This is a genomic window from Janthinobacterium sp. SUN033 (assembly GCF_030397595.1).
In the GTDB taxonomy this organism is placed as follows: Bacteria; Pseudomonadota; Gammaproteobacteria; order Burkholderiales; family Burkholderiaceae_D; genus Janthinobacterium; species Janthinobacterium kumbetense.
Map to the genome: position 1 here is coordinate 1,731,059 of NZ_JAPQNV010000001.1, position 23,624 is coordinate 1,754,682.

At 64.0% G+C, this 23,624-nt stretch carries 19 protein-coding genes; 12 read left to right on the top strand and 7 right to left on the bottom strand.

Translation table 11 applies throughout. The features are described 5' to 3' along the window. Positions 1-31 precede the first annotated feature (31 nt). The 3 genes from gcvT (at position 32) to gcvP (ending at position 4,609) form a co-directional block, all read left to right on the top strand. Positions 32-1,153 (top strand): glycine cleavage system aminomethyltransferase GcvT, encoded by a 1,122-nt coding sequence (gene gcvT / locus OX460_RS07950; protein WP_251349130.1) that lies wholly within the window; start codon positions 32-34, stop codon positions 1,151-1,153. Between the two features lie 71 nt (positions 1,154-1,224). Beyond that, positions 1,225-1,605: a glycine cleavage system protein GcvH gene (gene gcvH, locus OX460_RS07955; RefSeq protein ID WP_077403327.1), complete on the top strand. Its 381-nt coding sequence runs from the start codon at positions 1,225-1,227 to the stop codon at positions 1,603-1,605. A 103-nt stretch (positions 1,606-1,708) separates the two neighbouring features. Further along, positions 1,709-4,609: an aminomethyl-transferring glycine dehydrogenase gene (gcvP, locus tag OX460_RS07960; RefSeq protein ID WP_289898333.1), complete on the top strand. Its 2,901-nt coding sequence runs from the start codon at positions 1,709-1,711 to the stop codon at positions 4,607-4,609. Between the two features lie 226 nt (positions 4,610-4,835). Here the strand turns inward: gcvP and OX460_RS07965 are convergent, their stop codons facing one another. Continuing rightward, entirely contained in the window at positions 4,836-4,994 is a 159-nt protein-coding gene (locus tag OX460_RS07965; RefSeq protein ID WP_171985004.1) for a hypothetical protein, read from the bottom strand. A gap of 162 nt (positions 4,995-5,156) precedes the next feature. Between OX460_RS07965 and OX460_RS07970 the strand changes: the two genes are divergently transcribed. The 4 genes from OX460_RS07970 to OX460_RS07985 all read left to right on the top strand — a co-directional run bounded on the left by OX460_RS07970 (position 5,157) and on the right by OX460_RS07985 (position 10,476). Next, complete coding sequence (locus OX460_RS07970) at positions 5,157-6,374, top strand: Bcr/CflA family efflux MFS transporter (RefSeq protein ID WP_289898334.1); 1,218 nt, start codon at positions 5,157-5,159, stop codon at positions 6,372-6,374. 22 nt (positions 6,375-6,396) lie between these two features. Continuing rightward, positions 6,397-7,008, top strand: a complete 612-nt coding sequence (locus OX460_RS07975) for a TetR/AcrR family transcriptional regulator (protein ID WP_289898335.1) — start codon at positions 6,397-6,399, stop codon at positions 7,006-7,008. Between the two features lie 393 nt (positions 7,009-7,401). Then, positions 7,402-10,086, top strand: coding sequence for a magnesium-translocating P-type ATPase (gene mgtA, locus OX460_RS07980; protein ID WP_289898336.1), 2,685 nt, complete (start codon positions 7,402-7,404; stop codon positions 10,084-10,086). Between the two features lie 36 nt (positions 10,087-10,122). Next, entirely contained in the window at positions 10,123-10,476 is a 354-nt protein-coding gene (locus tag OX460_RS07985) for a DUF6677 family protein (RefSeq protein ID WP_289898337.1), read from the top strand. 11 nt (positions 10,477-10,487) lie between these two features. On the opposite strand, the gene OX460_RS07990 is transcribed toward OX460_RS07985, so the two are convergent. Beyond that, a complete protein-coding gene (locus OX460_RS07990; protein ID WP_289898338.1) occupies positions 10,488-11,054 on the bottom strand; it encodes an Rrf2 family transcriptional regulator in 567 nt (188 codons plus the stop codon). Positions 11,055-11,113: 59 nt separating this feature from the next. Beyond that, a complete protein-coding gene (locus OX460_RS07995) occupies positions 11,114-12,322 on the bottom strand; it encodes an FAD-dependent oxidoreductase (protein WP_289898339.1) in 1,209 nt (402 codons plus the stop codon). A gap of 143 nt (positions 12,323-12,465) precedes the next feature. Between OX460_RS07995 and OX460_RS08000 the strand changes: the two genes are divergently transcribed. Then, positions 12,466-13,158, top strand: coding sequence for a ribonuclease HI family protein (locus tag OX460_RS08000; protein WP_289898340.1), 693 nt, complete (start codon positions 12,466-12,468; stop codon positions 13,156-13,158). Here OX460_RS08000 and OX460_RS08005 read toward each other — a convergent pair. The 3 genes from OX460_RS08005 to OX460_RS08015 all read right to left on the bottom strand — a co-directional run bounded on the left by OX460_RS08005 (position 13,155) and on the right by OX460_RS08015 (position 17,309). Next, positions 13,155-14,801, bottom strand: a complete 1,647-nt coding sequence (locus tag OX460_RS08005) for a methyl-accepting chemotaxis protein (protein ID WP_251349139.1) — start codon at positions 14,799-14,801, stop codon at positions 13,155-13,157. The genes OX460_RS08000 and OX460_RS08005 overlap by 4 nt on opposite strands. A gap of 72 nt (positions 14,802-14,873) precedes the next feature. Further along, positions 14,874-16,508, bottom strand: coding sequence for a methyl-accepting chemotaxis protein (locus OX460_RS08010; RefSeq protein ID WP_289898341.1), 1,635 nt, complete (start codon positions 16,506-16,508; stop codon positions 14,874-14,876). A 309-nt stretch (positions 16,509-16,817) separates the two neighbouring features. Then, positions 16,818-17,309, bottom strand: a complete 492-nt coding sequence (locus tag OX460_RS08015; protein ID WP_035818113.1) for a chemotaxis protein CheW — start codon at positions 17,307-17,309, stop codon at positions 16,818-16,820. A gap of 319 nt (positions 17,310-17,628) precedes the next feature. Here OX460_RS08015 and OX460_RS08020 point away from each other — a divergent pair, with 319 nt between their 5' ends. The 4 genes from OX460_RS08020 to OX460_RS08035 all read left to right on the top strand — a co-directional run bounded on the left by OX460_RS08020 (position 17,629) and on the right by OX460_RS08035 (position 21,506). Further along, complete coding sequence (locus OX460_RS08020) at positions 17,629-18,279, top strand: HD domain-containing protein (protein ID WP_289898342.1); 651 nt, start codon at positions 17,629-17,631, stop codon at positions 18,277-18,279. Between the two features lie 156 nt (positions 18,280-18,435). After that, positions 18,436-19,719 carry a TCR/Tet family MFS transporter gene (locus tag OX460_RS08025; RefSeq protein WP_289898343.1) on the top strand — a complete coding sequence of 428 codons (1,284 nt, stop codon included), beginning with the start codon at positions 18,436-18,438 and terminating at the stop codon, positions 19,717-19,719. Between the two features lie 100 nt (positions 19,720-19,819). After that, a complete protein-coding gene (locus OX460_RS08030) occupies positions 19,820-20,641 on the top strand; it encodes a transporter substrate-binding domain-containing protein (RefSeq protein ID WP_289898344.1) in 822 nt (273 codons plus the stop codon). A 7-nt stretch (positions 20,642-20,648) separates the two neighbouring features. Then, complete coding sequence (locus OX460_RS08035) at positions 20,649-21,506, top strand: DMT family transporter (RefSeq protein WP_289898345.1); 858 nt, start codon at positions 20,649-20,651, stop codon at positions 21,504-21,506. Here OX460_RS08035 and OX460_RS08040 read toward each other — a convergent pair. Then, positions 21,503-23,392 carry a CocE/NonD family hydrolase gene (locus OX460_RS08040; RefSeq protein WP_289898346.1) on the bottom strand — a complete coding sequence of 630 codons (1,890 nt, stop codon included), beginning with the start codon at positions 23,390-23,392 and terminating at the stop codon, positions 21,503-21,505. The two genes, OX460_RS08035 and OX460_RS08040, sit on opposite strands and share 4 nt — an antisense overlap. Positions 23,393-23,624: the final 232 nt, after the last annotated feature.

The following is a 23,624-nucleotide window of genomic DNA, read 5'->3' on the forward strand; positions in this document are numbered from 1 at the left end:
ACTCCCCTTTTACCTTCGTCCCGAGGAATCCATGACGCTCAAAGCGACCCCACTCAATAACGCCCACCGTGCCCTCGGCGCCCGCATGGTCGATTTCGGCGGCTGGGACATGCCCGTCAACTACGGCTCGCAAATCGAAGAACACAACGCCGTGCGCGGCGATGCCGGCATGTTCGACGTGTCCCATATGTGCGTGGTCGATATCGAAGGTCCGAACGTGCGCGCCTTTTTGCGCGGCTTGCTGGCCAACAACGTTGACAAGCTGCAAGTGTCGGGCAAGGCGCTGTACTCGTGCATGCTCAATGCCGAAGGTACCGTCATCGATGACCTGATCGTCTACTTCTTCAACGAAAACTGGTTCCGCCTCGTCGTCAACGCGGGCACGGCTGAAAAAGACGTGGCGTGGATGCAGCAGCAAAACACCAACACCAACAGCGGCCTGACGATCACCGAGCGCCGCAATGCCAACAATCCGATGGCCCTGGTGGCCGTGCAAGGCCCGAACGCGCGCGCCAAGGTGTGGCAAGTGCTGCCGGAAACGCAAGCCGCGTCCGAAGCCATCAAGCCGTTCAACGTCGTCATCGTCAAGGACACGGCCTTCGGCGAAGTCATGCTGGCGCGCACCGGCTACACGGGCGAAGACGGCTTTGAAATCGGCGTGGCCGCGACCCAGGTGGAAGCGCTGTGGAACGCCCTGGCGGCGGCCGGCGTCAAGCCTGCCGGCCTGGGCGCGCGCGACACCCTGCGCCTGGAAGCGGGCATGAATCTGTACGGCCAGGACATGGATGAAACCGTCAACCCGCTCGACGCGGGCCTGGCGTGGACCATCGACCTCGTCAGCGAACGCGATTTCATCGGCAAGGCGGCCCTGCTGGCCAAGGGCCAGAACGCGCAATTCGTGGGACTGATCCTGCGCGAAAAAGGCGGCGTGCTGCGCGCCCACCAGAAAGTCATCATCGCCGGCAGCGAAGCCACGGGCGAAATCACCAGCGGCACCTTCAGCCCGACGATGCAGGAAGCGATCGCGCTGGCGCGCGTGCCGAACGGCGTCGCCGTGGGCGACACCGTGCACGTGGAAATCCGCGGCAAGCAGCTGGCCGCTTCCGTCGTCAAGCTGCCTTTCGTGCGTAACGGTAAAATCCTGGCTGCGTAAGGTTTTATAGAGCCGCCCGCAAGACCGTACAACCATAATCAATAACGAACACTTACCATCTGGAGCCACACATGAACATTCCTGCAGACCTGAAGTACACCGCTTCCCACGAATGGGTACGCCTTGAAGGCGACGGCACGATCACCGTCGGCATCACCGAGTACGCGCAGGACGCCCTGGGCGACATCGTCTTCGTCGAACTGCCAACCGTGGGCAACACCTACGGCGCCGGCGACGACGCCGCCGTGGTGGAATCGGTCAAGGCAGCGAGCGACATCTACGCGCCGATCGCCGGCGAAGTCGTGGCCGTCAACGACGACGTGGTCAACTCGCCCGAGTCGATCAATGCCGACGCCTACGCCAACTGGTTGTTCAAGATCAAGCCAGCCGACGTGTCGGCCCTGGACGGCTTGCTCGACGCTGCCGCCTATGGCGCCACCACCGGCGCGTAATCGCGTTTGACTCACGGGCCGCAATCGCGGCCCGTTTGCATTTTTTCTGCGCTGCGCCCGCGCGCCGCATCCCGGTTTTTCAGTCTTTTTTGGCCTCTATATCATGACCCGCACCAGCCTGACCCAACTCGAAGCACGCGATGCCTTCATCGCCCGCCACATCGGCCCTTCCCACACCGAACAAGCAGCCATGCTGGCGACCCTCGGCTATCCATCGCGCGCCGCGCTGATCGACGCCCTGGTACCGGCCAACATCCGCAACAAGGGCGCCCTGCCCCTGGGCGCGTACTCGCAGCCGATGCCGGAACAGGAAGCCCTGTCGCGCCTGAAAGCCATCGCCGGCAAGAACCAGGTACTCAAATCCCTGATCGGCCAAGGCTACTACAACACGTTCACGCCCGGTGTCGTTTTGCGCAACATCTTTGAAAATCCGGCCTGGTACACGGCGTACACGCCTTACCAGCCTGAGATTTCGCAAGGCCGCCTGGAAGCGATCCTGAACTTCCAGCAAGTGATCACTGACCTCACCGGCATGGGCATCTCGAACGCCTCGATGCTGGACGAAGGCACGGCCGCCGCCGAAGCGATGACCCTGATCCAGCGCGTGGGCAAGTCGAAGTCGAACGTGCTGTATGTGGCCAATGACGTGCTGCCGCAAACGCTGGAAGTGGTGCAGACGCGCGCCCAGCCGATCGGCATCGAAGTGCGCACGTTTGATCCGGCTGAAATCGAATCGCTGGACGCCTGCTTCGGCGTGCTGCTGCAATACCCTGGCGTCAACGGCGTCGTGCGCGATTACCGCGCCGGCGTGGAAAAGCTGCACGCGAACGGCGCCATGGTCATCGTCGCGGCCGACCTGCTGGCCCTGACCATGCTCACGCCTCCTGGCGAATGGGGCGCCGACGTCGTCGTCGGCAACAGCCAGCGCTTCGGCGTGCCGCTCGGTTTCGGCGGCCCGCACGCGGGCTATCTGTCCACGCGCGATGAATTCAAGCGCAATATGTCGGGCCGCCTGGTGGGCGTGACCGTCGATGCGCAAGGCAACAAGGCGTATCGCCTGGCCCTGCAAACGCGCGAACAGCATATCCGCCGCGAAAAAGCGACCTCCAACATCTGCACGGCGCAAGTGTTGCTGGCCGTGATGGCCTCGATGTACGCCGTCTACCACGGCCCTGCCGGCCTGCTGCAGATCGCCCGCCGCGTGCACCGCTTTACGGGCGTGCTGGCCGCCAACCTGAAGACCCTCGGCTATGGCGTCGTCAACGCGACTTACTTCGACACCCTGACCATCAACGTCGCCGATGCGGCGCAGCTGCACGCGACGGCCATGCACCACGGCGTCAACCTGCGCAAGATCGACAACACCCACGTGGGCGTGTCGCTCGATGAAACCACCACGCGCGACGATATCGCGCTGCTGTGGAAGGTGTTCGCGCACGGCCTGGCCAACGCGCCTGCCGCGCCGGACCTGGACAGCGTGGAAGCGGGCGTGACCAGCGCCCTGCCGGCGCAACTGGCGCGCGAAAGCGCCTACCTGACCCACCCCGTCTTCAACAGCTACCATTCGGAACACGAAATGCTGCGCTACCTGCGCAGCCTGGCCGACAAGGACCTGGCGCTGGACCGCACCATGATCCCGCTCGGTTCGTGCACCATGAAGCTAAACGCGACGAGCGAAATGATCCCCGTCACCTGGCCGGAATTTTCGAACATCCACCCGTTCGCGCCGGACGCGCAAACGGTTGGCTACCGCGAGATGATTTCGCAGCTGGAAGAGATGCTGTGCGCCTTGACGGGCTACGCGGCCGTCTCGCTGCAGCCGAACGCCGGCTCGCAGGGCGAATACGCGGGTCTGCTGGTGATCAAGGCCTACCATGAATCGCGCGGCGAAGGCCACCGCAACATCTGCCTGATCCCATCATCGGCGCACGGCACCAACCCCGCCTCGGCCAACATGGTCGGCATGCAGGTGGTCGTCACCAGCTGCGACGCTAACGGCAACGTGGACCTGGCCGACCTGAAGGCGAAGGCGGAAAAGCACAGCGCCAACCTGGCCTGCGTAATGGTCACCTACCCATCCACCCACGGCGTGTTTGAAGAAGGCATCCAGGAACTGTGCGAAATCATCCACGCGCACGGCGGCCAGGTCTACATCGACGGCGCCAACATGAACGCGCTGGTCGGCGTGGCCGCTCCCGGCTCGTTTGGCGGCGACGTATCCCACCTGAACCTGCATAAAACCTTCTGCATCCCGCACGGCGGTGGCGGACCAGGCGTCGGCCCGATCGGCGTCGGCGCCCACCTGGCGAAATTCCTGCCGAACCAGCGTTCCTCGGGCTACCAGCGCGACGCCGCCGGCATCGGCGCCGTCAGCGCCGCGCCGTTCGGCTCGGCCAGCATCCTGCCGATTTCGTGGATGTACATCGCCATGATGGGCGCGGAAGGCTTGACGGCCGCCACCGAGACGGCGATCCTGGCGGCGAACTACATCGCACGCCGCCTGGCGCCGCACTACCCGGTGCTGTACTCGGGCCACGACGGCCTGGTCGCCCACGAGTGCATCCTGGACCTGCGCCCGATCACGGACGCCACCGGCATCAGCAACGAAGACGTGGCCAAGCGCTTGATGGACTTCGGTTTCCATGCGCCGACCATGAGCTTCCCCGTGCCGGGCACCCTGATGATCGAGCCGACGGAAAGCGAATCGAAAGTGGAAATCGACCGCTTCATCGACGCCATGATCGCCATCCGCGCGGAAATCGCCAAGGTCGCCAGCGGTGAATTCGACCACGACGACAACCCGCTGAAAAACGCGCCGCACACGGCACAGGTATTGATGTCGGACAACTGGGAACGCAAGTACAGCCGCGAAATCGCCGCCTACCCCGTCGCTTCCTTGCGCCAGCGCAAATACTGGCCGCCGGTCGGCCGCGCCGACAACGTGTACGGCGACCGCAACCTGTTCTGCGGTTGCGCACCGATCAGCTCCTACGAAGAGGAATAACGCCAGACCAAACCTACTGCGCGTCGCGCTTTGCGGCCGGCGATGCTCACCGTACTGAAGTACGGTTGCGCTTCTCGGCCACAAGGGGGCGCCGAGCCTCACTGACGCTCGCTACGGTTTTGTCAGGCGTCGATACTCAGTAATCAGGAATTAAAATCCCGGCGAAAACCGGGAACATTAAACCAGAACGGCAGGCCGCAAGGTCTGCCGTTTTTTCATGGGCGTCCTACAGCGCCAGCAAGGCCGCGCCCGGTAATCCCAGGGCGGTGCCCAGCATCGTCAGCAGCACGACATCGCGCCGCTCGCAGCGGGCGCGGTGCGAACTCCAGGCGGCGAACAGCAAGGCCACGGCCACGCCGCTGAGCGAAATACCCACTTCCGTCATGTCCGCTCTCCCCGCAGGTGCGGCGCACCCGTCATGGTTTCTTTTTTCATCGTCCTCGTCCTTTTCAGTAATTGAACAACCTACCTATCGGTAGGTAGCCAGTGTACAATAAAAAAGACGGCAGTGTCCATGCCGGTTTTTTGACGACACGAAGGAATCGCAATGCAGCAGCAAACCCATCTCCCCGCCGCCAGTCTCGGGCTGGCCGCTTCCCTGGCCCTGGTGGCCGTGCTCGGTCCGGCCGGCATCGACATGTACCTCGCGTCGATGCCGGCCATGGCGCGCGAACTGCACACCTCGTATGCGAACGTGCAGCTGAGCCTGACCGTCTTCCTGCTGGCGCTGGGCGGCGGGCAATTGCTGTGCGGTCCCCTGACGGACATGCTGGGTCGGCGCCGTCCGCTGCTGGCCGGCATCGCCGTCTACATTCTTGCCGCCGCATGGGCGTCGCAGGCGGACCAGCTGAGTACCCTGCTGCTGGCGCGGACCTTGCAGGGCCTGGGCGCGGCGCTGACCCTGGTGGTCGTGATGAGCATGGTGCGCGACGTGGCCGACGGCGTCAAAGCGGCGCAGCTGTTTGCCCTCCTGATGACCATCGTCGGCCTGGCGCCCGTGCTGGCGCCCGCCGTGGGCGGCCTGCTCGACGCCCATTACGGCTGGCGCGCCGTGATGCTGGCCCTGGCCGCGCTGGGCGCCGTGACCTTGCTCAACAGCGCGCTATTCCTGCCGGAGACCTTGCCCAGAGCCAAGCGGGTCTCGCCGCGCGGCATGCACCGCACGTATGCGCGCATCGCGCTGGACCGCGCCTTCCTGCTGCCCGCGCTGGCCCTGTCGGCCAGCTTCTTCTTCCTGTTTGCGTACATCGGCGGCGCATCGCTCGTGTACCAGCGCGATTTCGGCCTGTCGGCGGGCAGCTTCGGCCTCGTGTTCGGCGCCACGGGCGTGGCCGTGCTGCTCGGTGCCATGGCCAGCGGCCGCCTGGTGGAAAAGCACGGCGTGGCGCGCCTTTGCGTGGCGGGCAGCGCGGCCATGCTGGGCGGCGCGGGGCTGGCGCTGCTCGGCGCCTGGGCGGGAGCAGGCATCGCCGCCGTCGTGCCGGGCATGTTCGTGGCCCTGTTTGGCCTGGGCATCGCGGAAGCGGCGCTGATGGCCATGGCCATGGGTTCCCAGCAGCGCGCGCTCGGTTCCACGGCCGCGCTGCTGGGCGCCTTCCAGATGACCTTGTCGTCGCTGGCCACGCCGCTGGCGGCCAGCCTGTCCGAACGGGGGCCGCTGCCCTGGCTGCTGTTCTTGACCGTGGCCGGCCTGCTGGTATCATGGCTGACCCTGGCAACTGCGCGCGTCCATCCGGCACCCGCCACCAGCCTGCGGGCGCACTGACGCCTCACTCACTATCACCCCAATGATGAAAAAACGCTCGGCTTCGGCCGATAACATCTGTGCCGTCGCCGTCGTGCACTTTTCGGAACATGGCTACGATGCCTCGTCCCTCAGCGACATCGCCGAGCAGGCCGGCATGCGCAAGGCGTCGCTGTATTCGCACTTTGCCGGCAAGGACGCCCTGTTCCTCGACGTGTTTGCCGACGCCCTGGCCGAAGAGCAGGCATTCATGGATGGCTGCTTTGCCGACGAGGCGGCGCTGCCCGCGCCCGGCGGCCAGCTGGCCGGCGCCCTGTATTGCGACCGCATGGCGCAGCGCTATGCGGATTCAGCCCATCTGCGCTTCTTGCTGCGCACGGCCTATTTGCCGCCCGCCCCCCTGCGCGTGGAAGTGGGTACGGGCTACGAAGCCTTGCTGGCGCAATTGCAGCGCCATTACGTGGCCAGCCTGGGCCGCCTGGCGCCCGCCCTGCCGCTGCAGCGCATCGCACTGTATGCGCAAGCCTACCTGGGCATCGTCGACAGCCTGCACGTGGAGCTGATCTACGCGGGCGGCGCCGCCCTGCAGCAGCGCCACGCGGCGCTGTGGCAGATATTGTCCGATTCGCTGGCGATGACCACGCAACATGGCTGAGCATGCGGTCTGCCACAGCCACATTACACTTTGGAAACCTAAGATTTCTTCAGTTGACACTCTTGCAGCACGTGCATAAGATGCCCCCATTATTCATTTACGGAGTCCCACGTGGGTACTTGTTCTAGTGACAGTAGCCGATCTTGTATCGGTGATTGCCTCGGCAGCTAAACAGCAAGCAACACGGAACTCCGTTTCCTCCGTGCCTTGCCAAGCAAGGTGCGGTTTTCGCGCGGCCAGTCTGGCTGCGTGCCTCTCCCCCTCTTTCCGACCGCGACCGGCTACTGACCCGGATTGCCCTCAAGCACCATGACTGCTCATGGTACGCTTGCGGCACGCAAGTCTTGCCTGCGGCTGCGCCGCCCGTCAACACCTCGTCGTGAAAGGAAGAGCATGAATCTCTTCACCCGCTTATTCGAATCGTTCCTGCGCAAGCGCCATACGGCCAGCCATTTCCGCCGCCGTGCCATGCCGCTGGAAAACAGCACGGCCCGCCCCGTGCCCGACCACCTGGCGCGCCAGTTGCTGGCTGCCGCCCATGAAGACCTCGATAGCGCCCTGAACCGCCTGCACACGCGCCTGGAAGGCTTGCGCGATGCCGAAGCGCAAGTGATCGGTGCGCAAACGGGTCCGAACGAGGTCGAGCATGAAAAGCCGCTGGCCTGGTACCAGCACCTGTGGCTGTGCTACAAGAATCCGTTCAACCTGCTGCTCACCGTGCTGGCCATCGTTTCCTACCTGACGGAAGACCCGAAGGCAACCATCGTCATCGGCACCATGGTGATCTTGTCGACCCTGCTGCGTTTCGTGCAGGAAGGCCGCTCGAACCGGGCCGCCGAGCGCCTGAAAGCCATGGTCAGCAATACAGCCACCGTGCTGCGCAATGGCCAGCAAGTCGAGCTGCCGATCCGCCAGCTGGTGCAGGGCGACCTCATCGTGCTGTCCGCCGGCGACATGATCCCCGCCGACTGCCGCCTGCTGTCCGCAAAAGACCTGTTCGTCAGCCAGGCCGCCATGACGGGCGAATCCTTGCCCGTGGAAAAGATGGCCGAACTGGCCGACGCCCATGGCAAAGATCCCATGGAACTGGCCAATCTGCTGTTCATGGGCACGAATGTGATCTCGGGCGCCGCCACGGCGCTGGTATTGGCCACGGGCAACCGCACCTATTTCGGCACCATCGCCACGCGCGTGACGGCCACCGAGCGCACGCCGACGGCGTTTGAGGCGGGTGTGAACAGCGTCAGCTGGCTCTTGATCCGCTTCGCCCTCGTGATGGCGCCGCTCGTGTTCCTGATCAACGGCTGGACCAAGGGCGACTGGATGGAAGCGTTCTTGTTCGCCCTGTCCGTGGCTGTCGGCCTGACGCCGGAAATGCTGCCCATGATCGTCACCAGCACCCTGGCCAAGGGCGCCGTGAAACTGTCCAAAAAGAAAGTCGTCGTCAAGCGCCTGGACGCCATCCAGAACTTCGGCGCCATGGACGTGCTGTGCACGGACAAGACGGGCACCTTGACGCAGGACAAGATCGTGCTGGAACGCCACACGGACGTGTTCGGCCAGCAATCCGATGAAGTGCTGCAATTCGCCTATTTGAACAGCCACTACCAGACGGGCCTCAAAAACCTGCTGGACCGCGCCGTGCTCGACCATGTGGAACTGCAGACGGAAATGCAGCTGGCGCGCGATTACGTGAAAGTCGATGAAATCCCGTTCGATTTCGTGCGCCGCCGCATGTCCGTCGTCGTTTCCGAAAAGAATGACCACCATGAACTGATCTGCAAGGGCGCCGTCGAGGAAATCCTCGCCGCCTGCAGCCACCTGCGCCTGGGCGGCGTGAATATTCCCCTCGATGCGGCTCTGCTGGACAAGGTGCTGGAAACCACGCATGGCCTGAACGCGGAAGGTTTGCGCGTGGTGGCCGTGGCCGTCAAGGAAGTGCCGCCCCATAAAACCGTGTACGGCGTGGCCGATGAAACGGCGCTCACGCTGATCGGCTATGTCGCTTTCCTCGATCCGCCGAAGGAATCGACGGCGCCCGCCCTGCGCGCGCTGGCGGAACACGGCGTGACCGTGAAAGTGTTGACGGGCGACAACCACCTCGTGACGGCGAAGATTTGCCGCGAAGTGGGCCTGGCCGTGCATGGCGTGCTGCAAGGCCCGCAACTGGACGACATGGATGACGCCACCCTGGCCAAGGCGGCCGAGGACAACACGGTGTTTGCCAAGCTCAGCCCGCTGCACAAGGAGCGCCTCGTGCGCGCCCTGCGCGGCAATGGCCATATCGTCGGCTTCATGGGCGACGGCATCAACGACGCGCCCGCCCTGCGCGCGGCCGATATCGGCATTTCCGTCGATTCCGCCGTCGATATCGCCAAAGAAGCGGCCGACATCATCCTGCTGGAAAAGAGCCTGATGGTGCTGGAAGAAGGCGTGCTGGAAGGCCGCCGCACCTTCAGCAACATGCTCAAATACATTCGCATGACGGCCAGCTCGAACTTCGGCAATGTGTTTTCCGTGCTGGTGGCCAGCGCCTTTCTGCCGTTCCTGCCCATGCTGCCGCTGCACTTGCTGGTGCAAAACCTGCTGTACGACGTGTCGCAGATCGCCATCCCGTTCGACAATGTCGACGCCGAACTGATCCAGCAGCCGCTGAGCTGGAACCCGCGCGACATCGGCCGCTTCATGGTGTTTTTCGGCCCCATCAGCTCGATCTTCGACATCAGCACGTTTATCCTGATGTGGCATGTATTTGGCGCGAATACCCCGGAACAGCAAACCCTGTTCCAGTCCGGCTGGTTCGTCGTGGGGCTGTTGACGCAAACCCTGATCGTGCACCTGATCCGCACGCCGAAGCTGCCCTTCATCGACAGCATCGCGTCCGTGCCCCTGCTGGTGGCCACGACCCTGATCATGGCCGTGGGCGTATTCCTGCCGATGGGACCGCTGGCGACTTACTTCAAGCTGCAAGCCTTGCCATTGGGCTACTTCCCATGGCTGCTGGGCATCCTCGTCTGCTACACACTGCTGACGACGTTCATGAAACGCGTGTACCTGCGCAAATTCGGCTGGCAATAGTATGATGGGCCGCTCTTACCCCTACACAAGGCACGCATGAGCGGCTCCCCCTCACCTTCATCCCTATCCAAACGCACGCAGGCCCTGCTGCTGTCGGGCCTTGTGTTTCCCGGCAGCGGGCATTTCTTATTAAAACGCAAGGCGCGCGGCTGCCTCTTCCTCGTGCCCGCGCTGGTCGCGCTGGTGCTCGTATTGCGCCAGATCATGGCACGATTGGATCAAGTTATGGCACAGATCGACAGTGGCGCCCTGCCCCTCGACATGCAACTGATCGTGGAAAAAGTCGATGCGCTGTCGGCCCATGACGGCCCCGCCATGACGGTGGCCGTTTGTGTGCTGGTGGCGTGCTGGATCGGCAGCCTCGTCGATACCATGCTATTGAAACCGTAAGATCGCTGGCGTCAGACGGCATCACCCTTGACGCGGCGCGGCTTCGGTCCGCGCACGGCGGCGATGCGCGCCTCGCTGCGCACTTGCACGCGGCCGCTGAACCAGCCCTGCAAATCCTCGCCAAAGCCGGCCGGCGCCGCACTGCCCACGCCTTGCGCCAGGTCGGCCAGGGTCGTCCTGGCCAGCTCGGCGCGCATGCTTTTCTCGGCGCGCAGCATCAAGGCATGGATGCCGCACACGCCGCTGGTCATCCAGCCGGGCGGCTCGCCTTCATACAGGGTGCAGCGGCTGCGGATCTGCTGGCAATCGAACAGCGGTTTCGGCCCCTCGATGGCGTCCACCACGTCGAGCACGCTGATCTCGGCAGCCGGACGCGCCAGCTGGTAGCCGCCGCGTATGCCTTCCGACGCCGTCACGATGGCCGCCTTCTCCAGCTTGGGGAAGATTTTTGCCAGGAAAGAGACGGAAATGCCCTGCAATTCCGCCAGGTCGCGGCTGCTGGCAGGCTCGGCAAGCGGCTGCGCCAGATACAGCAGGCAATGCAAGCCATACTCGGTGCCGCTTCCATAATGTGCCATGATGCCATTCCTCCGTTGCAAAACGGGGACTGTAGCACTCCCCGTTTGCAGCCGCAAGGCTACAGCGACAGCTCGAACGCGGGATCGGCGGCCGCCAGCGCCGCCGCGCTGTCGGCGGGCGGATAAATCACGCGGCCATTGATGGCCACCTTCAAGGCCTTGCCTTCGCTGCCCGTCATCCACACCTTGCGCTCCCAGCCCTGCGTGACGACCGCGCCCCACGCCCCCAGGTCCAGGCACGTCACATAATACGGCTGGCGGTAGGGCCGCGTGGCCAGGCCCAGCAGGTCGGCCACGGCATTGTCGCCCGAGGAACGTCCGAGGAACATGGCGTGCTGGCAACTCATCAGCGTGTGATTGCCGGCGTCGTCCGTGGCCGCGACGGCCGCGTCGCCCGTGGCGAAGACCTTACCCGCGCCAGGCACGCGCAAGTCGTTCGCCACCCGCAGGCGGCCCGCCGCGTCCTTGTCGCCGGGAATCTGCGCCGTCAGCGCACTGGCCCGCACGCCCGCCGTCCACACCACGGTGGCCGCCTCGATGCGCTCGCCATCGGCCGTCGTCAAGCCGTCCCCGTCGATGGCGGCGACGGCCGAACCGAGCCGGCATTCCACGCCCAGCTCCGCCAGCGCCTGCTCGATCACGGGACGCGGTCCCGGTCCCAGGTCGGGGCCGATGTCGGGCGCCCGCTCGACGATGATCACCTTGATCTCGGCATCCTGCCCCAGGATGGCGCGCAGGCGGGCCGGCAGCTCGGCCGCCAGTTCGATGCCCGTGAAGCCGCCGCCGGCAACGATGACCGTATTGCGCGCGGCCGATGCGGGCCGGGCGGCCAGACCATGCAGGTGCGCATCGAGCGCCACCGCGTCGTCGCGCTGGTCGGTGCTGAAGGCAAATTCTTGCAAGCCAGGAATATCCGGCCGGAACAGGCTGCTGCCCGCCGCCAGCACCAGGCGGTCATAGGCCAGGGTCGAACGGCTGCCGTCGGCGGCCACGATGTCGACCTCGTCGCTGGCGCTGCGGATGGCCTCGACCTTGCCCGCGATGAAGCGCACGCCCGTGTCGTCAAACAGTTGCTGCAACGGCGCCACCATGCCGGCGGGCGCCGGCTCGTACAGGCGCGGGCGCATCGTCAGCACCGCTTCCGGCGCCACCAGCGCCACTTCGATGTCGCCTGCCGCAACGTTTTCCAGCCGCAGGCGGCGCACGGCGGCCAGGGCACTCCACAAGCCGGCAAAGCCGGCACCAATGATCAATACGCGCTGTGTCATGTTTTTTCTCCTTGATTTGATAACGCAGACTATATCACTCCGTGTTATGCGGCGCAAGCGGACATGCCGAAAAAGACGCAGCCTGTCTTGCGGTCCGCGCCGCACTCGCGTAGATTCGCGGCACAACGAACAGGGAAAGTCCCATGCAAGAGGAATTGGAAACATTGCTGGCAGCAGCGTTCAAGAGCGAGCGGATACAGGCGCGCCGGCTGGCGGCGCTGGACGGCATCGCCGGCGACGCGGCGCTGCAGCGCATACTGGAACAGGCGGCCGGCACGCAGGGCCTTGCCGCCCTGCTGGCGGCGCGGACGCAGGCGCGCGCGGCCGACGCGCAGCGCAAGGCGCAAAAGATCAGCGACCGCCAGCAGGCGCAAGCGGCCAAGCGCCTGCCGGCTGGCCCCGCTTCGGCATGGCGCGGCTGGTTCGACGGCTCCGCCCACCCGAATCCGGGCAAGCTGGGCATCGGCGCCCTGCTGCTGGGGCCGAACGGCGAACGTATCGAAGTGAGCGAGGCGGCCGGTTATGGCAGCAGCAGCGACGCGGAATATGCGGCCCTGACGGCCGTGCTGCAGGCGGCACTCGGCGTGCGCCCGCCGCCCGCGCAACTGCTGCTGTACGGCGACAGCCAGGTGGTGATCAACGATGTATTGGGAACGGCGGCGGCAGGCGCCAAGGGACTGGAAATACACAGGGCCACCGTAGTGGCCCTGCTGGAACAATTACACGATGTAACGCTGCGCTGGCTGCCGCGCCACCGCAATGGCGAGGCGGACCGGCTGTCGCAACTGGCGATCGCCGGCTGGGTGGAGGAAGACCCTCCACCCCTTACCGTTTAGGCGGCGCGGCCGATCTGCAATGCCTCTTGCGGCGCCTTGGCCGCCGGGCGCTTGCCGCCACCCACGGCCTTCAAGCCGCCGGCGCCGGCCTGCTGGCCATTCAATTTAAAGACGCTGACCACTTGCGCCAGGTTGTGCGCCTGGTGCTGCATCGATTCGGCGGCGGCCGCCGACTCTTCCACCAGGGCCGCATTTTGTTGCGTCACGGCATCCATCTGGCCGATGGCGCGGTTGATCTCGTCGATGCCCACGCTTTGCTCGCTGCTGGCCGCCGTGATTTCCGTGATGATGTCGCTCACGCGCTGCACACTGTCGACGATATCGTTCATGGTCGAACCGGCTTGCGCCACCAGCATGCTGCCCGCGTTGACTTGTTCCACGGACGCACCGATCAGGGTCTTGATCTCTTTCGCCGCCGATGCGGAACGCTGCGCCAGGTTGCGCACTTCGGACGCCACGACGGCAAAGCCGCGGCCCTGCTCACCCGCGCGCGCCGCTTCCACGGCTGCGTTCAAGGCCAGGATATTCGTCTGGAAGGCGATGCCGTCGATGACGCTGATGATGTCGACGATTTTATTGGATGAAGCATTGATCGATTCCATCGTGCCCACCACCTGCGCCACGACCGCGCCGCCCTTGACGGCCACTTGCGCGGCCGAGGCCGCCAACTGGTTCGCCTGGCGCGCATTGTCCGCATTCTGTTTCACGGTGCTGGTCAGCTCTTCCATCGACGAGGCTGTTTCTTCCAGGGAACCGGCCTGCTCTTCCGTGCGGGAAGACAGGTCCTGGTTACCGGCGGCAATTTCCGTCGACGACGTCGCGATGCTGTCCGTACCTGCGCGCACTTCGCTGACGATGTTGAGCAAGCTCGTGTTCATGTCCTTCAGGGCCAGCAAAAGTTGCCCGGTTTCATCTTTGGCGCTGGCGTCGATCTGCGCCGTCAAGTCGCCATCGGCTACCTTGCGGGCGATTTCCACGGCCGTGCGCAGGGGGCGCACGATGCCCGTCGTCAACAGCCAGGCGCAGACGACGCCAAAGCCCAGCGCCAGCACGGCCAGGGTCAGCAGCAAGTTGCGGCTCGTCTTGGCGACCTCGTCGATCTCGCGCGCCGTCGTGTCGATGCTGGCGCGCTGGTGCTGCAGCATGTCGTTGACCACTTTCAGGTATTTCGTCGAACCGGGCACGAAGATGCCTTGGAACGCCTTTTCTGCCTCGGCTTCCTGCCCATCCGCCTTCAGCTTCGACACTTGCGCGCGCGAATCGAGGTAGACCTTGCGCTGTTCGCTCACCAGGCGGAACAGTTCCTTTTCTTCCGGGCTGGAAATCAAGGCTTCGATTTTCTTTTGCAATTCGCCCGACACGACGGACGATTGCTTGGCCTCTTCCGCAAAATACGCGCCCAGTGACGTGTCGCTGCTGCGCGCGATAGCCGTGGTGCGGCGCACGCCGCTATCGATCTTTGCATACCAGTCGGAAATATAGCGTTCCTTCGCCAGCGGCAGCTCCATCATGGTGCGCGTGGCCATGGCCACGTCGTGCAAGCGCCACACGCTGATGCCCGTAATGAGCATGGAAAACAGCAAAATCACGGCAAAACCCAGGCCGAGGCGCACACCAATACTGACGTTTCTTAACAAATTCATGTGAATATCCTAAAAAAGCGGAACCAGACTATATAGAAGGGGTTGCGGCTGCCCGCGGCAGCCGCGGCGGCATCAGCGCGTGCCGATGCGCAAAGTGGTTTGCGGCGCTGCCGGGCGTTTCTGCGCGTGTTGCACACCCTTCAAGCCGCCGGCCTGCTGGCCATTGAGTTTAAACACGCTGACGACTTGCGCCAGGTTGTGCGCCTGGTGCTGCATCGATTCGGCGGCGGCCGCCGACTCTTCCACCAGGGCCGCATTTTGTTGCGTCACGGCATCCATCTGACCGATGGCGCGGTTGATTTCATCGATACCCACGCTTTGCTCGCTGCTGGCCGCCGTGATTTCCGTGATGATGTCGCTCACGCGCTGCACGCTGTCGACGATGTCGTTCATGGTCGAACCGGCTTGCGCCACCAGCATGCTGCCCGCGTTGACTTGCTCCACGGAAGCACCGATCAGGGTCTTGATCTCTTTCGCCGCCGATGCCGAACGCTGCGCCAGGTTGCGCACTTCGGACGCCACGACGGCAAAGCCGCGGCCCTGCTCGCCCGCGCGCGCTGCTTCCACGGCCGCGTTCAAGGCCAAAATGTTCGTCTGGAAGGCGATGCCGTCGATGACGGAAATAATGTCGACAATCTTGTTCGACGAAGCATTGATCGATTCCATCGTGCCCACCACTTGCGCCACCACTGCGCCGCCCTTGACGGCCACTTGCGCCGCCGAGGCCGCCAACTGGTTCGCCTGGCGCGCATTGTCCGCATTCTGTTTCACGGTGCTGGTCAGCTCTTCCATCGACGACGCCGTTTCTTCCAGGGAACCGGCCTGCTCTTCAGTGCGGGAAGACAGGTCCTGGTTGCCGGCGGCGATTTGCGTCGACGACGTCGCGATGCTGTCCGTGCCGCTGCGCACTTCGCCCACGATATTGAGCAAGCTCGTGTTCATGTCCTTCAGGGCCAGCAAAAGTTGCCCGGTTTCATCCTTGGCGCTGGCGTCGATCTGCGCCGTCAAGTCGCCATCAGCCACCTTGCGGGCGATGTCCACGGCCGTGCGCAGGGGGCGCACGATACCCATCGTCAAGACCCAGGCACAGACGACGCCGAATGCCAGCGCCAGCGCGGCCAGTACCAGCATCAGGTTGCGGCTGGTATTGGCGACGGCGTCGATCTCGCGCGCGGTGGCGTCGATCGTGGCGCGCTGGTGTTCCAGCAAGTCCGAGACCATCTTCTGGTATTTGGCGGCGGCCGGCACGAAGGTCTTTTCAAACACCTCATTGGCGGCATCGACCTGCGCTTCGCCCTTCAGCTTGTAGACCTGGTCGCGCGAACCGATGTATACCTTGCGCTGTTCCAGCAAGCCCGCGAACATGGCTTTTTCCTCCGGCTTGTCGATCAGCGCCTCGATTTTCTTTTGCAGCTCGGCCGAGCTGGACGACGAGACTTTCGATTCTTCAGCGAAATAGCCGCTCAGCGAGGTATCGCTGCTGCGGGCAATGGCGATGGTGCGGCGCACGGCGCTGTCGATGCGGCCATACCAGTCAGAAATATAGCGTTCCTTGGCCAGCGGCTGCTCCATCATGACGCGCGTGGCGCTGGCCACGTCGTGCAGGCGCCAGACGCTGATGCCCGTAATGAGCATGGAAAACAGCAAAATCACGGCAAAACCGAGTCCCAGGCGGACACCGATGCTGACGTTGCGTAATAAATTCATGTGACTATCCTAAAGAGCCCTGATGCCATGGCTGGCAGTTTCGCGCTGCTGCGGGCTGGCTGCCATGGCGAAACGGGCGTAAAAAGTGAAACTCAAGTGAAACTGGCGCACGGTTCGGCTGAACCGTGCGCCAGGAAATGCGCTAGCGTGCGCCTTGCAGAAAAAGCAAACAATGCTTGGGGTCAATTGTTTCTAAAAAACCCTATCGCACTAGGGTGTCAGGAAATGTTCAGTGCAAGGCGCGTTGCCGAAGACAGTACGAATGTACGGCGAGGCAATGCAACGCCGTCCTGGACTTTTCCTGGCGGCCTAGGCTGCCAATTTTTCGATCAAGCCCATATCGGCGCTGGACATCAACTGGTCGATATCGACCAGGATCAGCATGCGCTCGTCGATGGTGCCCAGGCCGATCACGTATTCCGTGTTGATCGAACGGCCCATGTCCGGCGCCGGCTTGATCTGTTCCGGCATCAGGGTGGTGACGTCGGAAACGCGGTCGACGACCATGCCGACGACGCGGTTGCCGATATTGAGGATGATGACGACGGTGAACTGGTCATAGCTGGGCGTGCCCAGGTTGAACTTGATGCGCATGTCGACGATGGGCACGATGATGCCGCGCAGGTTGACCACGCCTTTGACGAACTCGGGCGCGTTGGCGATGCGGGTCGGCGTTTCATAGCTGCGGATTTCGCTGACTTTCTGGATGTCGATGCCATATTCTTCCTGGCCCAGGGTAAAGGCCAGGTATTCGGCAGCCTTGGCAACGGTTGCGCCAGTGTCGCTGGAAATGGTGTTCATGATATTCCTTTCGTTAACTCGCCTGGGGCGCAGGCCAAGGCACGCTGCAAGCAAGCCTTGGACGTGGCAGAGTCACCCAACAGGGGATGGCCGCCACTTGTGTGTTTTTGCAAATATTTTCTAGCAATTAGCTTATGCCTCTAATTTCCGTGCGGCAATGTTACCCCATGTAAATTTTACATGCACTAAAAAAGAGCGACCGTCTGATTTTTGATTTTCAAAAATGCAATTTATGTGGCGATTACGGCACGCCGGCCCCCGCCACGCACTGCGCCGTTTTATGCCACACTGGCGGCCCCTGCTTTTTACGACTGTGAACATGCATTCTTTGCTTTCCCAATGGCAACCACGCCTGCTGGCGCTGGCTACGGCCGGCCTGGGCGATGACGGCGCCCACGACCTCAACCACCTGCACCGCGTCTGGCGCAATGCCAGTGTCCTGCTGCAAGAGCATGCGGACGCGGACGCCCTCACCGTGATGGCCGCCTGCTACCTGCACGACCTGGTCAACCTGCCCAAAAACCACCCCGAGCGCCACCTGGCTTCGCGCCAGGCGGCAACGCTGGCTTGCCGCCAGTTGGCGGAACTGGATTTTCCGGCAGAAAAATTGGCCGGCGTGGCCCACGCCATCGAGACGCACAGTTTTTCCGCCAACTTGCCGCCGCACACGCTCGAAGCGCAAATCGTGCAGGATGCCGACCGCATCGATGCGCTGGGCGCCGTGGGACTGGCGCGGTTGTTCTATACGGCGGCGCGCATGGATAGCGCGTTGGCGCATGGCACGGACCCGCTGGCGCAGCAGCGTCCGCTCGACGACAAGGCTTACGCGCTCGACCATATCGTCACCAAGCTCGACAAGCTGCCCGGCAAGATGCAGACGGCGGCGGGCCGCGCGCTGGCCGAACAGCGGCTGGCCGTGCTGACGGATTTCCGCGCCGCCTTTGCCGACGAATGGGGAATTGCCATCTAGCATGGGTGGCGATAGCCAGCATGGCCCACGCTGTCTATAATGCAAGGCTCAGCTATCGCGCCGCGCGCCAGCAGGAAGCTGCCACGCGCCGGCGCCACGCCAACAACTGAACTCCGCACGCCGCACAGCGGCGCGGGGTGCGCGCCGAAAGCATGCATGTCCGATAAAACCAGCCCCGACAGCCATTCACCGTCATCGCCCGCCGCGCCCGCGCGCGCCGGCAACCTCAATTTCATCCTCGTCTGCGTCTTCATCGACATGCTGGGCATCGGCCTGGTCGTGCCCGTGCTGCCCATCCTGATCGGCGACTTTGTCAACGGCAAGGATGAGCAAGCATTCTGGTACGGCATCATGGCGGCCGTCTTCGGCTTGCTGCAATTCATCTTCATGCCCATGCTGGGCGCCATCAGCGACCGCGTGGGACGCCGTCCCGTGCTGCTGTATTCGATGGCTGGCATGGGCATCAACTTTCTCGCCACGGGCTGGGCGCCGAACCTGGCCTGCCTGTTCATCGGCCGCATCATCGGCGGCGTCTCGTCGGCCAGCATGTCGGTCGCGTCCGCCTATGCGTCCGACGTCTCCACGCACGACAACCGCGCCAAGAGCTTCGGCAAGATCGGCGCCGCCTTTGGCCTGGGCTTCATTTGCGGCCCCATGCTGGGCGGCCTGCTGGGCGAAATCAACCTGCACCTGCCGTTTTACGTGGCGGCGGGCCTGTCGGCGGCCAATTTCATCTACGGCTATTTCTGCGTGCCCGAATCGCTGCAGCCGGGTCCGCGCGCACCCTTCACCCTGGCGCGCATCAACCCGTTTGCCGCCCTGCTCAAGCTGGTGCGCCGCGTGGAAATCCGCGGCCTGGTGCTGGCCTTCGGCCTGATGACGTTTGCACAAATGATGCTCAACACCACCTGGGTGCTGTACACGCACTTCCGCTTCGACTGGACGCCGCGCCAGAACGGCATCGCCCTGTTCTGCGTGGGCCTGTGCGCGGCCGTCGTGCAGGCGGGCTTGCTGGGCATCCTCATCAAGCGTTTCGGCGAAGTGCGCCTGTCCCTGCTGGGCATGGCCTCGGGCGCCCTCACCTACCTGCTGTACGGCCTGGCGACGCAGGGCTGGATGATGTATGCGTTGATCCTGTGCAACCTGCTGGCCTTTGCCGCCGGACCGGCGCTGCAAGGCATCATCTCGAAATCGTCCAACGCCAGCGAACAGGGAGAGCTGATGGGCTCCTTGCAATCGATCAGCAGCCTGGGCATCATCTTCATGCCTTTGCTCGGCAGCATGATCCTCGGCGAAGTGAGCCACTTGCCGGCGCAAGACTGGCGCATCGGCAGCACCTTCTACCTGTGCGCCATCATGCAAACCCTGGGCATCCTGGTAGCCTGGCGCTACTTCAAGGCGCAACGCCAGGCAAGACTTATGGTTTCCACCACAAAGTAGTCGGCGGGATAATATTGTATTTGGGAAATAAATAGGCGAGAATGGGATAATCAAGCGGGCGTTGCCGACGCCGGCGATACGATGGTGAGCAAGGATGGGTATGACTGACTTTTATTCCAGCGCCTGGCGCCGAACCGTGGCCATGCTGGCGCTGGCGCTGCCATCGCTGGCGGGCGCGCAATGCTCGCGCGACATCCAGGTGCCCGTCTCGGCCATCGGCGCCAGCGTGGTGGTGAATGGCGCCACCATCAGCGGCATCTATCCCGACTTGCTGCGCGGCATGGGTGCCAAGCTCGGCTGCAATTTCATCTTCACGGCCGTGCCCCGCGCGCGCCTGGAAGCGATGTTCGAGGCGGGCAAGGCCGACTTGCTGATCCCGGCCAGCAGCACCTTGCGGCGCGACCAGCATGGCCTGTTCATCCCCATGCTGGGCAGCCGCCCCCTGCTGATCTCGCTCCAGGGCGCGCGACCGCCCATCAACACCATGCAGGAATTGATCGAGCGGCGCGAATTGCGCGTGGCGCTCGTGCGCGGCTACGACTATGGCGCACCATACCAGGCGCTGGCCAAGGAGCTGAGCAGCCAGGGCCGCCTGTTCTACGAAGTCGACGCCCTGTCCGTGGCGCGCCTGATGCAAAGCGGCTTCATCGACGCCACCATCATGGCGCCCACCATCCTCGCCGGCGTGGCGCAAAACGATGCGCGCGTATATGGCCTGGCCGACCGCCTGCGCCTGGAAGCGCTGCCGGAATTGCCCTGGGGCATGAGCGGCGTCTACCTGTCGCGCAAGTCGCTGACGGCGGAAGACCAGGCGACCCTGCGCGAACTGCTCGACAGGGCGGGCCGCTCCGGCTCCGTGATGGACGGCTTCCAGCGCCATCACCGCCAGGAATTGCTGTCGCTGAGCATACGCCCCCGCTAAGGCCTGCATGTCCGGTCTGGTCGTCGCCGTCGTCCTGTTTGCCGCCCTGCTGCACGCCAGCTGGAACGCCATCGTCAAGTCGGGCAAGGATACCTTCCTCAGCACGGTGCTCGTTTCCGTGGGCGCGGCCCTGATTTCGCTGGCCGTCTTGCCCTTCGTCAACACTCCCGCGCCCGCCAGCTGGCCCTACCTGGCCGCCTCGGCCGTGGCACAGCTGGCGTATTACTCGCTGCTGGCGGCCGCCTACAGGGCGGGCGACATGAGCCATGCCTACCCCTTGATGCGCGGCAGCGCGCCATTGCTCGTGGCGCTGGCCAGCTGGCCGATGATCGGAGAGCGGCTTTCTTCCATGCAAATGGGCGCCGTCGCCTGCATCTGCGCGGGCATCCTCGGCCTGTACGTTGCCGCGCGCACGGGCGCCATCGGCAGGATGCCGAAAAACACGGGCCGGGCCACCGCCTTTGCGCTCGGCAACGCCTGCGTCATCGCCAGCTATACCTTGATCGACGGCATCGGCGTGCGCCTGTCCGGCGCGCCGGCCGCCTACACCATGTGGATTTTTGTCTTGAACGGCGCAGGACTGCTGCTGTGGACGGCGTTGCGCCGCCCCGCCGATTTGCTTGCGTATGCGCAAACGCAATGGCGCCTGGCCGCCGTTGGCGGCTTCGGCACCCTCGCTTCGTATGGCCTGGCCCTGTGGGCCATGACGCAAGCGCCCGTGGCCGCCATCGCGGCCCTGCGCGAAACGTCGATCCTGTTCGCCATCGCCATCGCGGCCCTGTTCCTGCGCGAAAAGATCAGCCCCCGCCGCTACCTGGCCATCGGCCTGATCGCGGCGGGCGCCATCCTCATGCGAATCGCTTAGCGGGCGTCGAGCGGCGCAATCGGCAACTCGATCGCGCTGGCCGCCCCTGCCGCGTGGTACACGCGCTGCGTCGCCTTTCTATAATGGCCCGGGTCGGCCAGGAAGATGTTCGGCACGTAGTTTTGCGGGTTGCGGTCGTACAGGGGGAACCAGCTCGACTGCACTTGCACGGCGATGCGGTGGCCGGGCAGGAAGACGTGATTGGCGTTCGGCAAGGCGAAGCGGTAGCGTTCCACTTTACCTGCCGGTATCGGCGTCGGGTGCTCGAAGCTGTCGCGGTAGCGGCCGCGGAAGATATCCATCGCCACGCCCAGCTGGTAGCCGCCCATGGCCGGCTGCGACGGCACTTCGTCCGGATACACGTCGATCAGTTTCACCACCCAGTCGGCATCCGTGCCGCTGGTCGCGGCAAACAGGTTCACCATCGGCGCGCCGGCGATGCGCACGGCCGTCTTCAACGGTTCGGACACATAGCTGAGCACATCCGTGCGGTCGGCATAGCCGCGCTGGTCGCTGACCAGCCATGGCTTCCACACATCGGGGTCCATGAGGCGCACGGGACGGGGCACGAAAGGCACGGGCTTGGCGGGATCGGCCACGTATTCATCGAAAGCGCCTTCAGCCGCATCCGCAGCGCCCGATGGCGCCGCAAAACCCAGCCTGGAACCGTCCTGCAGGTAGATCGGCGTCAGCTTGGTGTCGCAGGTCTCGCAGGCCAGCGGCCACTGCTGCAGGCGCTGCCACTGGTTGGTGCCGGTCTGGTACGACACCACGGGCGCCGTGTTCGCCTCCGGCGCGCCATCCTTCAGGTATTGATTGAGGAATGGCTGCATGACTTTTTCGCGGAACTGGCGCGCCGTGTCGCCGTCAAACTTCAGGGCGCCCAGGCTGGAGCCGTCATAGTTGACGCCGCTATGGCGCCACGGGCCGATGGCCAGGTAATTGAGGTTGTTGCGCTTGTCGCGTCCCTCCATCGCCGTGTAGGTGGCGTACGGACCATAGATGTCTTCCTGGTCCCACTGCCCCACCACGTGCATGGTGGGCACGATCAGCGGGCGCTTGGCGAGGATCTTGTCGAGCGCCTGTTCCTGCCAGTAACTGTCATAGGCCGGGTGCTCGAACAGCTTTTTCGTGTAGGTCAGCTTGTCGATGCCGAACTTCTTCGCGTAATCGCCGGCCGAGCCGATGCGCAGATACGCATCGTATTCGTCATACACACCCAGCGCCGGCGCCTCGCTACTGCCGCGCGCGCTCGTCTGCCACGCCAGGTAGGACAGGCTCGGCATGCGGAAGGCGCCGTTGTGGAACCAGTCGTCGCCGCGCCAGCCATCGACCATGGCGCTCATGGGAATGGCCACCTTCAGCGCCGGATGCGGGTCAACCAGGGCCATCAGCACCGTGTGGCCCTCGTACGAGGAACCCAGCATGCCCACCTTGCCATTCGTTTCCGGCACGTTTTTGACGAGCCAGTCGATGGTGTCCCACGCATCGGTCACGTTATCGACCTTGGTATGGTTCAGCGGCCCGCGCACAGGGCGCGTCATGACGTAATCGCCTTCCGAGCCATGCTTGCCGCGCACGTCCTGGAATACGCGGATGTAGCCGTTTTCCACCAGGGTATCGTCACCCTGCGGCAAGGCGGCCAGCATGCTGGGGCTGGCAGCGCGCTGGGCGCGGCGGGCCGCATTGTACGGCGTACGCGTGAGCATGATCGGCGCTTTCTGGGCGCCTTTCGGCACGACGATCACCGTGTACAGCTTGACGCCGTCGCGCATGGGGATCATCACCACGCGCTTGACGTAATCATTCAGGTCGGGCATGGCCAGCTTGGCGCCGATATCGGGCGTCATGGGCGGCGTTTGCGCCATCGCGGGTGCTGCAAACAAGGAACTGATAACAAGAGCCAGGCCGGTGAGCCGGACGGGGGACGACATGCGCATACTGTTCTCCAATGATTCATGCCACGCAAAAGTGGCCGAACGGCAATAGTACTCGGAAAGCAAGTTTTACATAAGGCAAGCCTCTGACGCGGCGCAGCAGATAAATCCGGGCGCAAACTTGACAGAACGCGCCCGAACTGCAACCATAACGCCATGAAATTTATCCCTTCACAACACG

Coding starts and splice junctions, on each gene's coding strand:
- gcvT (WP_251349130.1), top strand. CDS start 32: ATGACGCTCAAAGCGACCCCACTCAATAACGCCCACCGTGCCCTCGGC.
- gcvH (WP_077403327.1), top strand. CDS start 1,225: ATGAACATTCCTGCAGACCTGAAGTACACCGCTTCCCACGAATGGGTA.
- gcvP (WP_289898333.1), top strand. CDS start 1,709: ATGACCCGCACCAGCCTGACCCAACTCGAAGCACGCGATGCCTTCATC.
- OX460_RS07965 (WP_171985004.1), bottom strand. CDS start 4,994: ATGACGGAAGTGGGTATTTCGCTCAGCGGCGTGGCCGTGGCCTTGCTG.
- OX460_RS07970 (WP_289898334.1), top strand. CDS start 5,157: ATGCAGCAGCAAACCCATCTCCCCGCCGCCAGTCTCGGGCTGGCCGCT.
- OX460_RS07975 (WP_289898335.1), top strand. CDS start 6,397: ATGATGAAAAAACGCTCGGCTTCGGCCGATAACATCTGTGCCGTCGCC.
- mgtA (WP_289898336.1), top strand. CDS start 7,402: ATGAATCTCTTCACCCGCTTATTCGAATCGTTCCTGCGCAAGCGCCAT.
- OX460_RS07985 (WP_289898337.1), top strand. CDS start 10,123: ATGAGCGGCTCCCCCTCACCTTCATCCCTATCCAAACGCACGCAGGCC.
- OX460_RS07990 (WP_289898338.1), bottom strand. CDS start 11,054: ATGGCACATTATGGAAGCGGCACCGAGTATGGCTTGCATTGCCTGCTG.
- OX460_RS07995 (WP_289898339.1), bottom strand. CDS start 12,322: ATGACACAGCGCGTATTGATCATTGGTGCCGGCTTTGCCGGCTTGTGG.
- OX460_RS08000 (WP_289898340.1), top strand. CDS start 12,466: ATGCAAGAGGAATTGGAAACATTGCTGGCAGCAGCGTTCAAGAGCGAG.
- OX460_RS08005 (WP_251349139.1), bottom strand. CDS start 14,801: ATGAATTTGTTAAGAAACGTCAGTATTGGTGTGCGCCTCGGCCTGGGT.
- OX460_RS08010 (WP_289898341.1), bottom strand. CDS start 16,508: ATGAATTTATTACGCAACGTCAGCATCGGTGTCCGCCTGGGACTCGGT.
- OX460_RS08015 (WP_035818113.1), bottom strand. CDS start 17,309: ATGAACACCATTTCCAGCGACACTGGCGCAACCGTTGCCAAGGCTGCC.
- OX460_RS08020 (WP_289898342.1), top strand. CDS start 17,629: ATGCATTCTTTGCTTTCCCAATGGCAACCACGCCTGCTGGCGCTGGCT.
- OX460_RS08025 (WP_289898343.1), top strand. CDS start 18,436: ATGTCCGATAAAACCAGCCCCGACAGCCATTCACCGTCATCGCCCGCC.
- OX460_RS08030 (WP_289898344.1), top strand. CDS start 19,820: ATGACTGACTTTTATTCCAGCGCCTGGCGCCGAACCGTGGCCATGCTG.
- OX460_RS08035 (WP_289898345.1), top strand. CDS start 20,649: ATGTCCGGTCTGGTCGTCGCCGTCGTCCTGTTTGCCGCCCTGCTGCAC.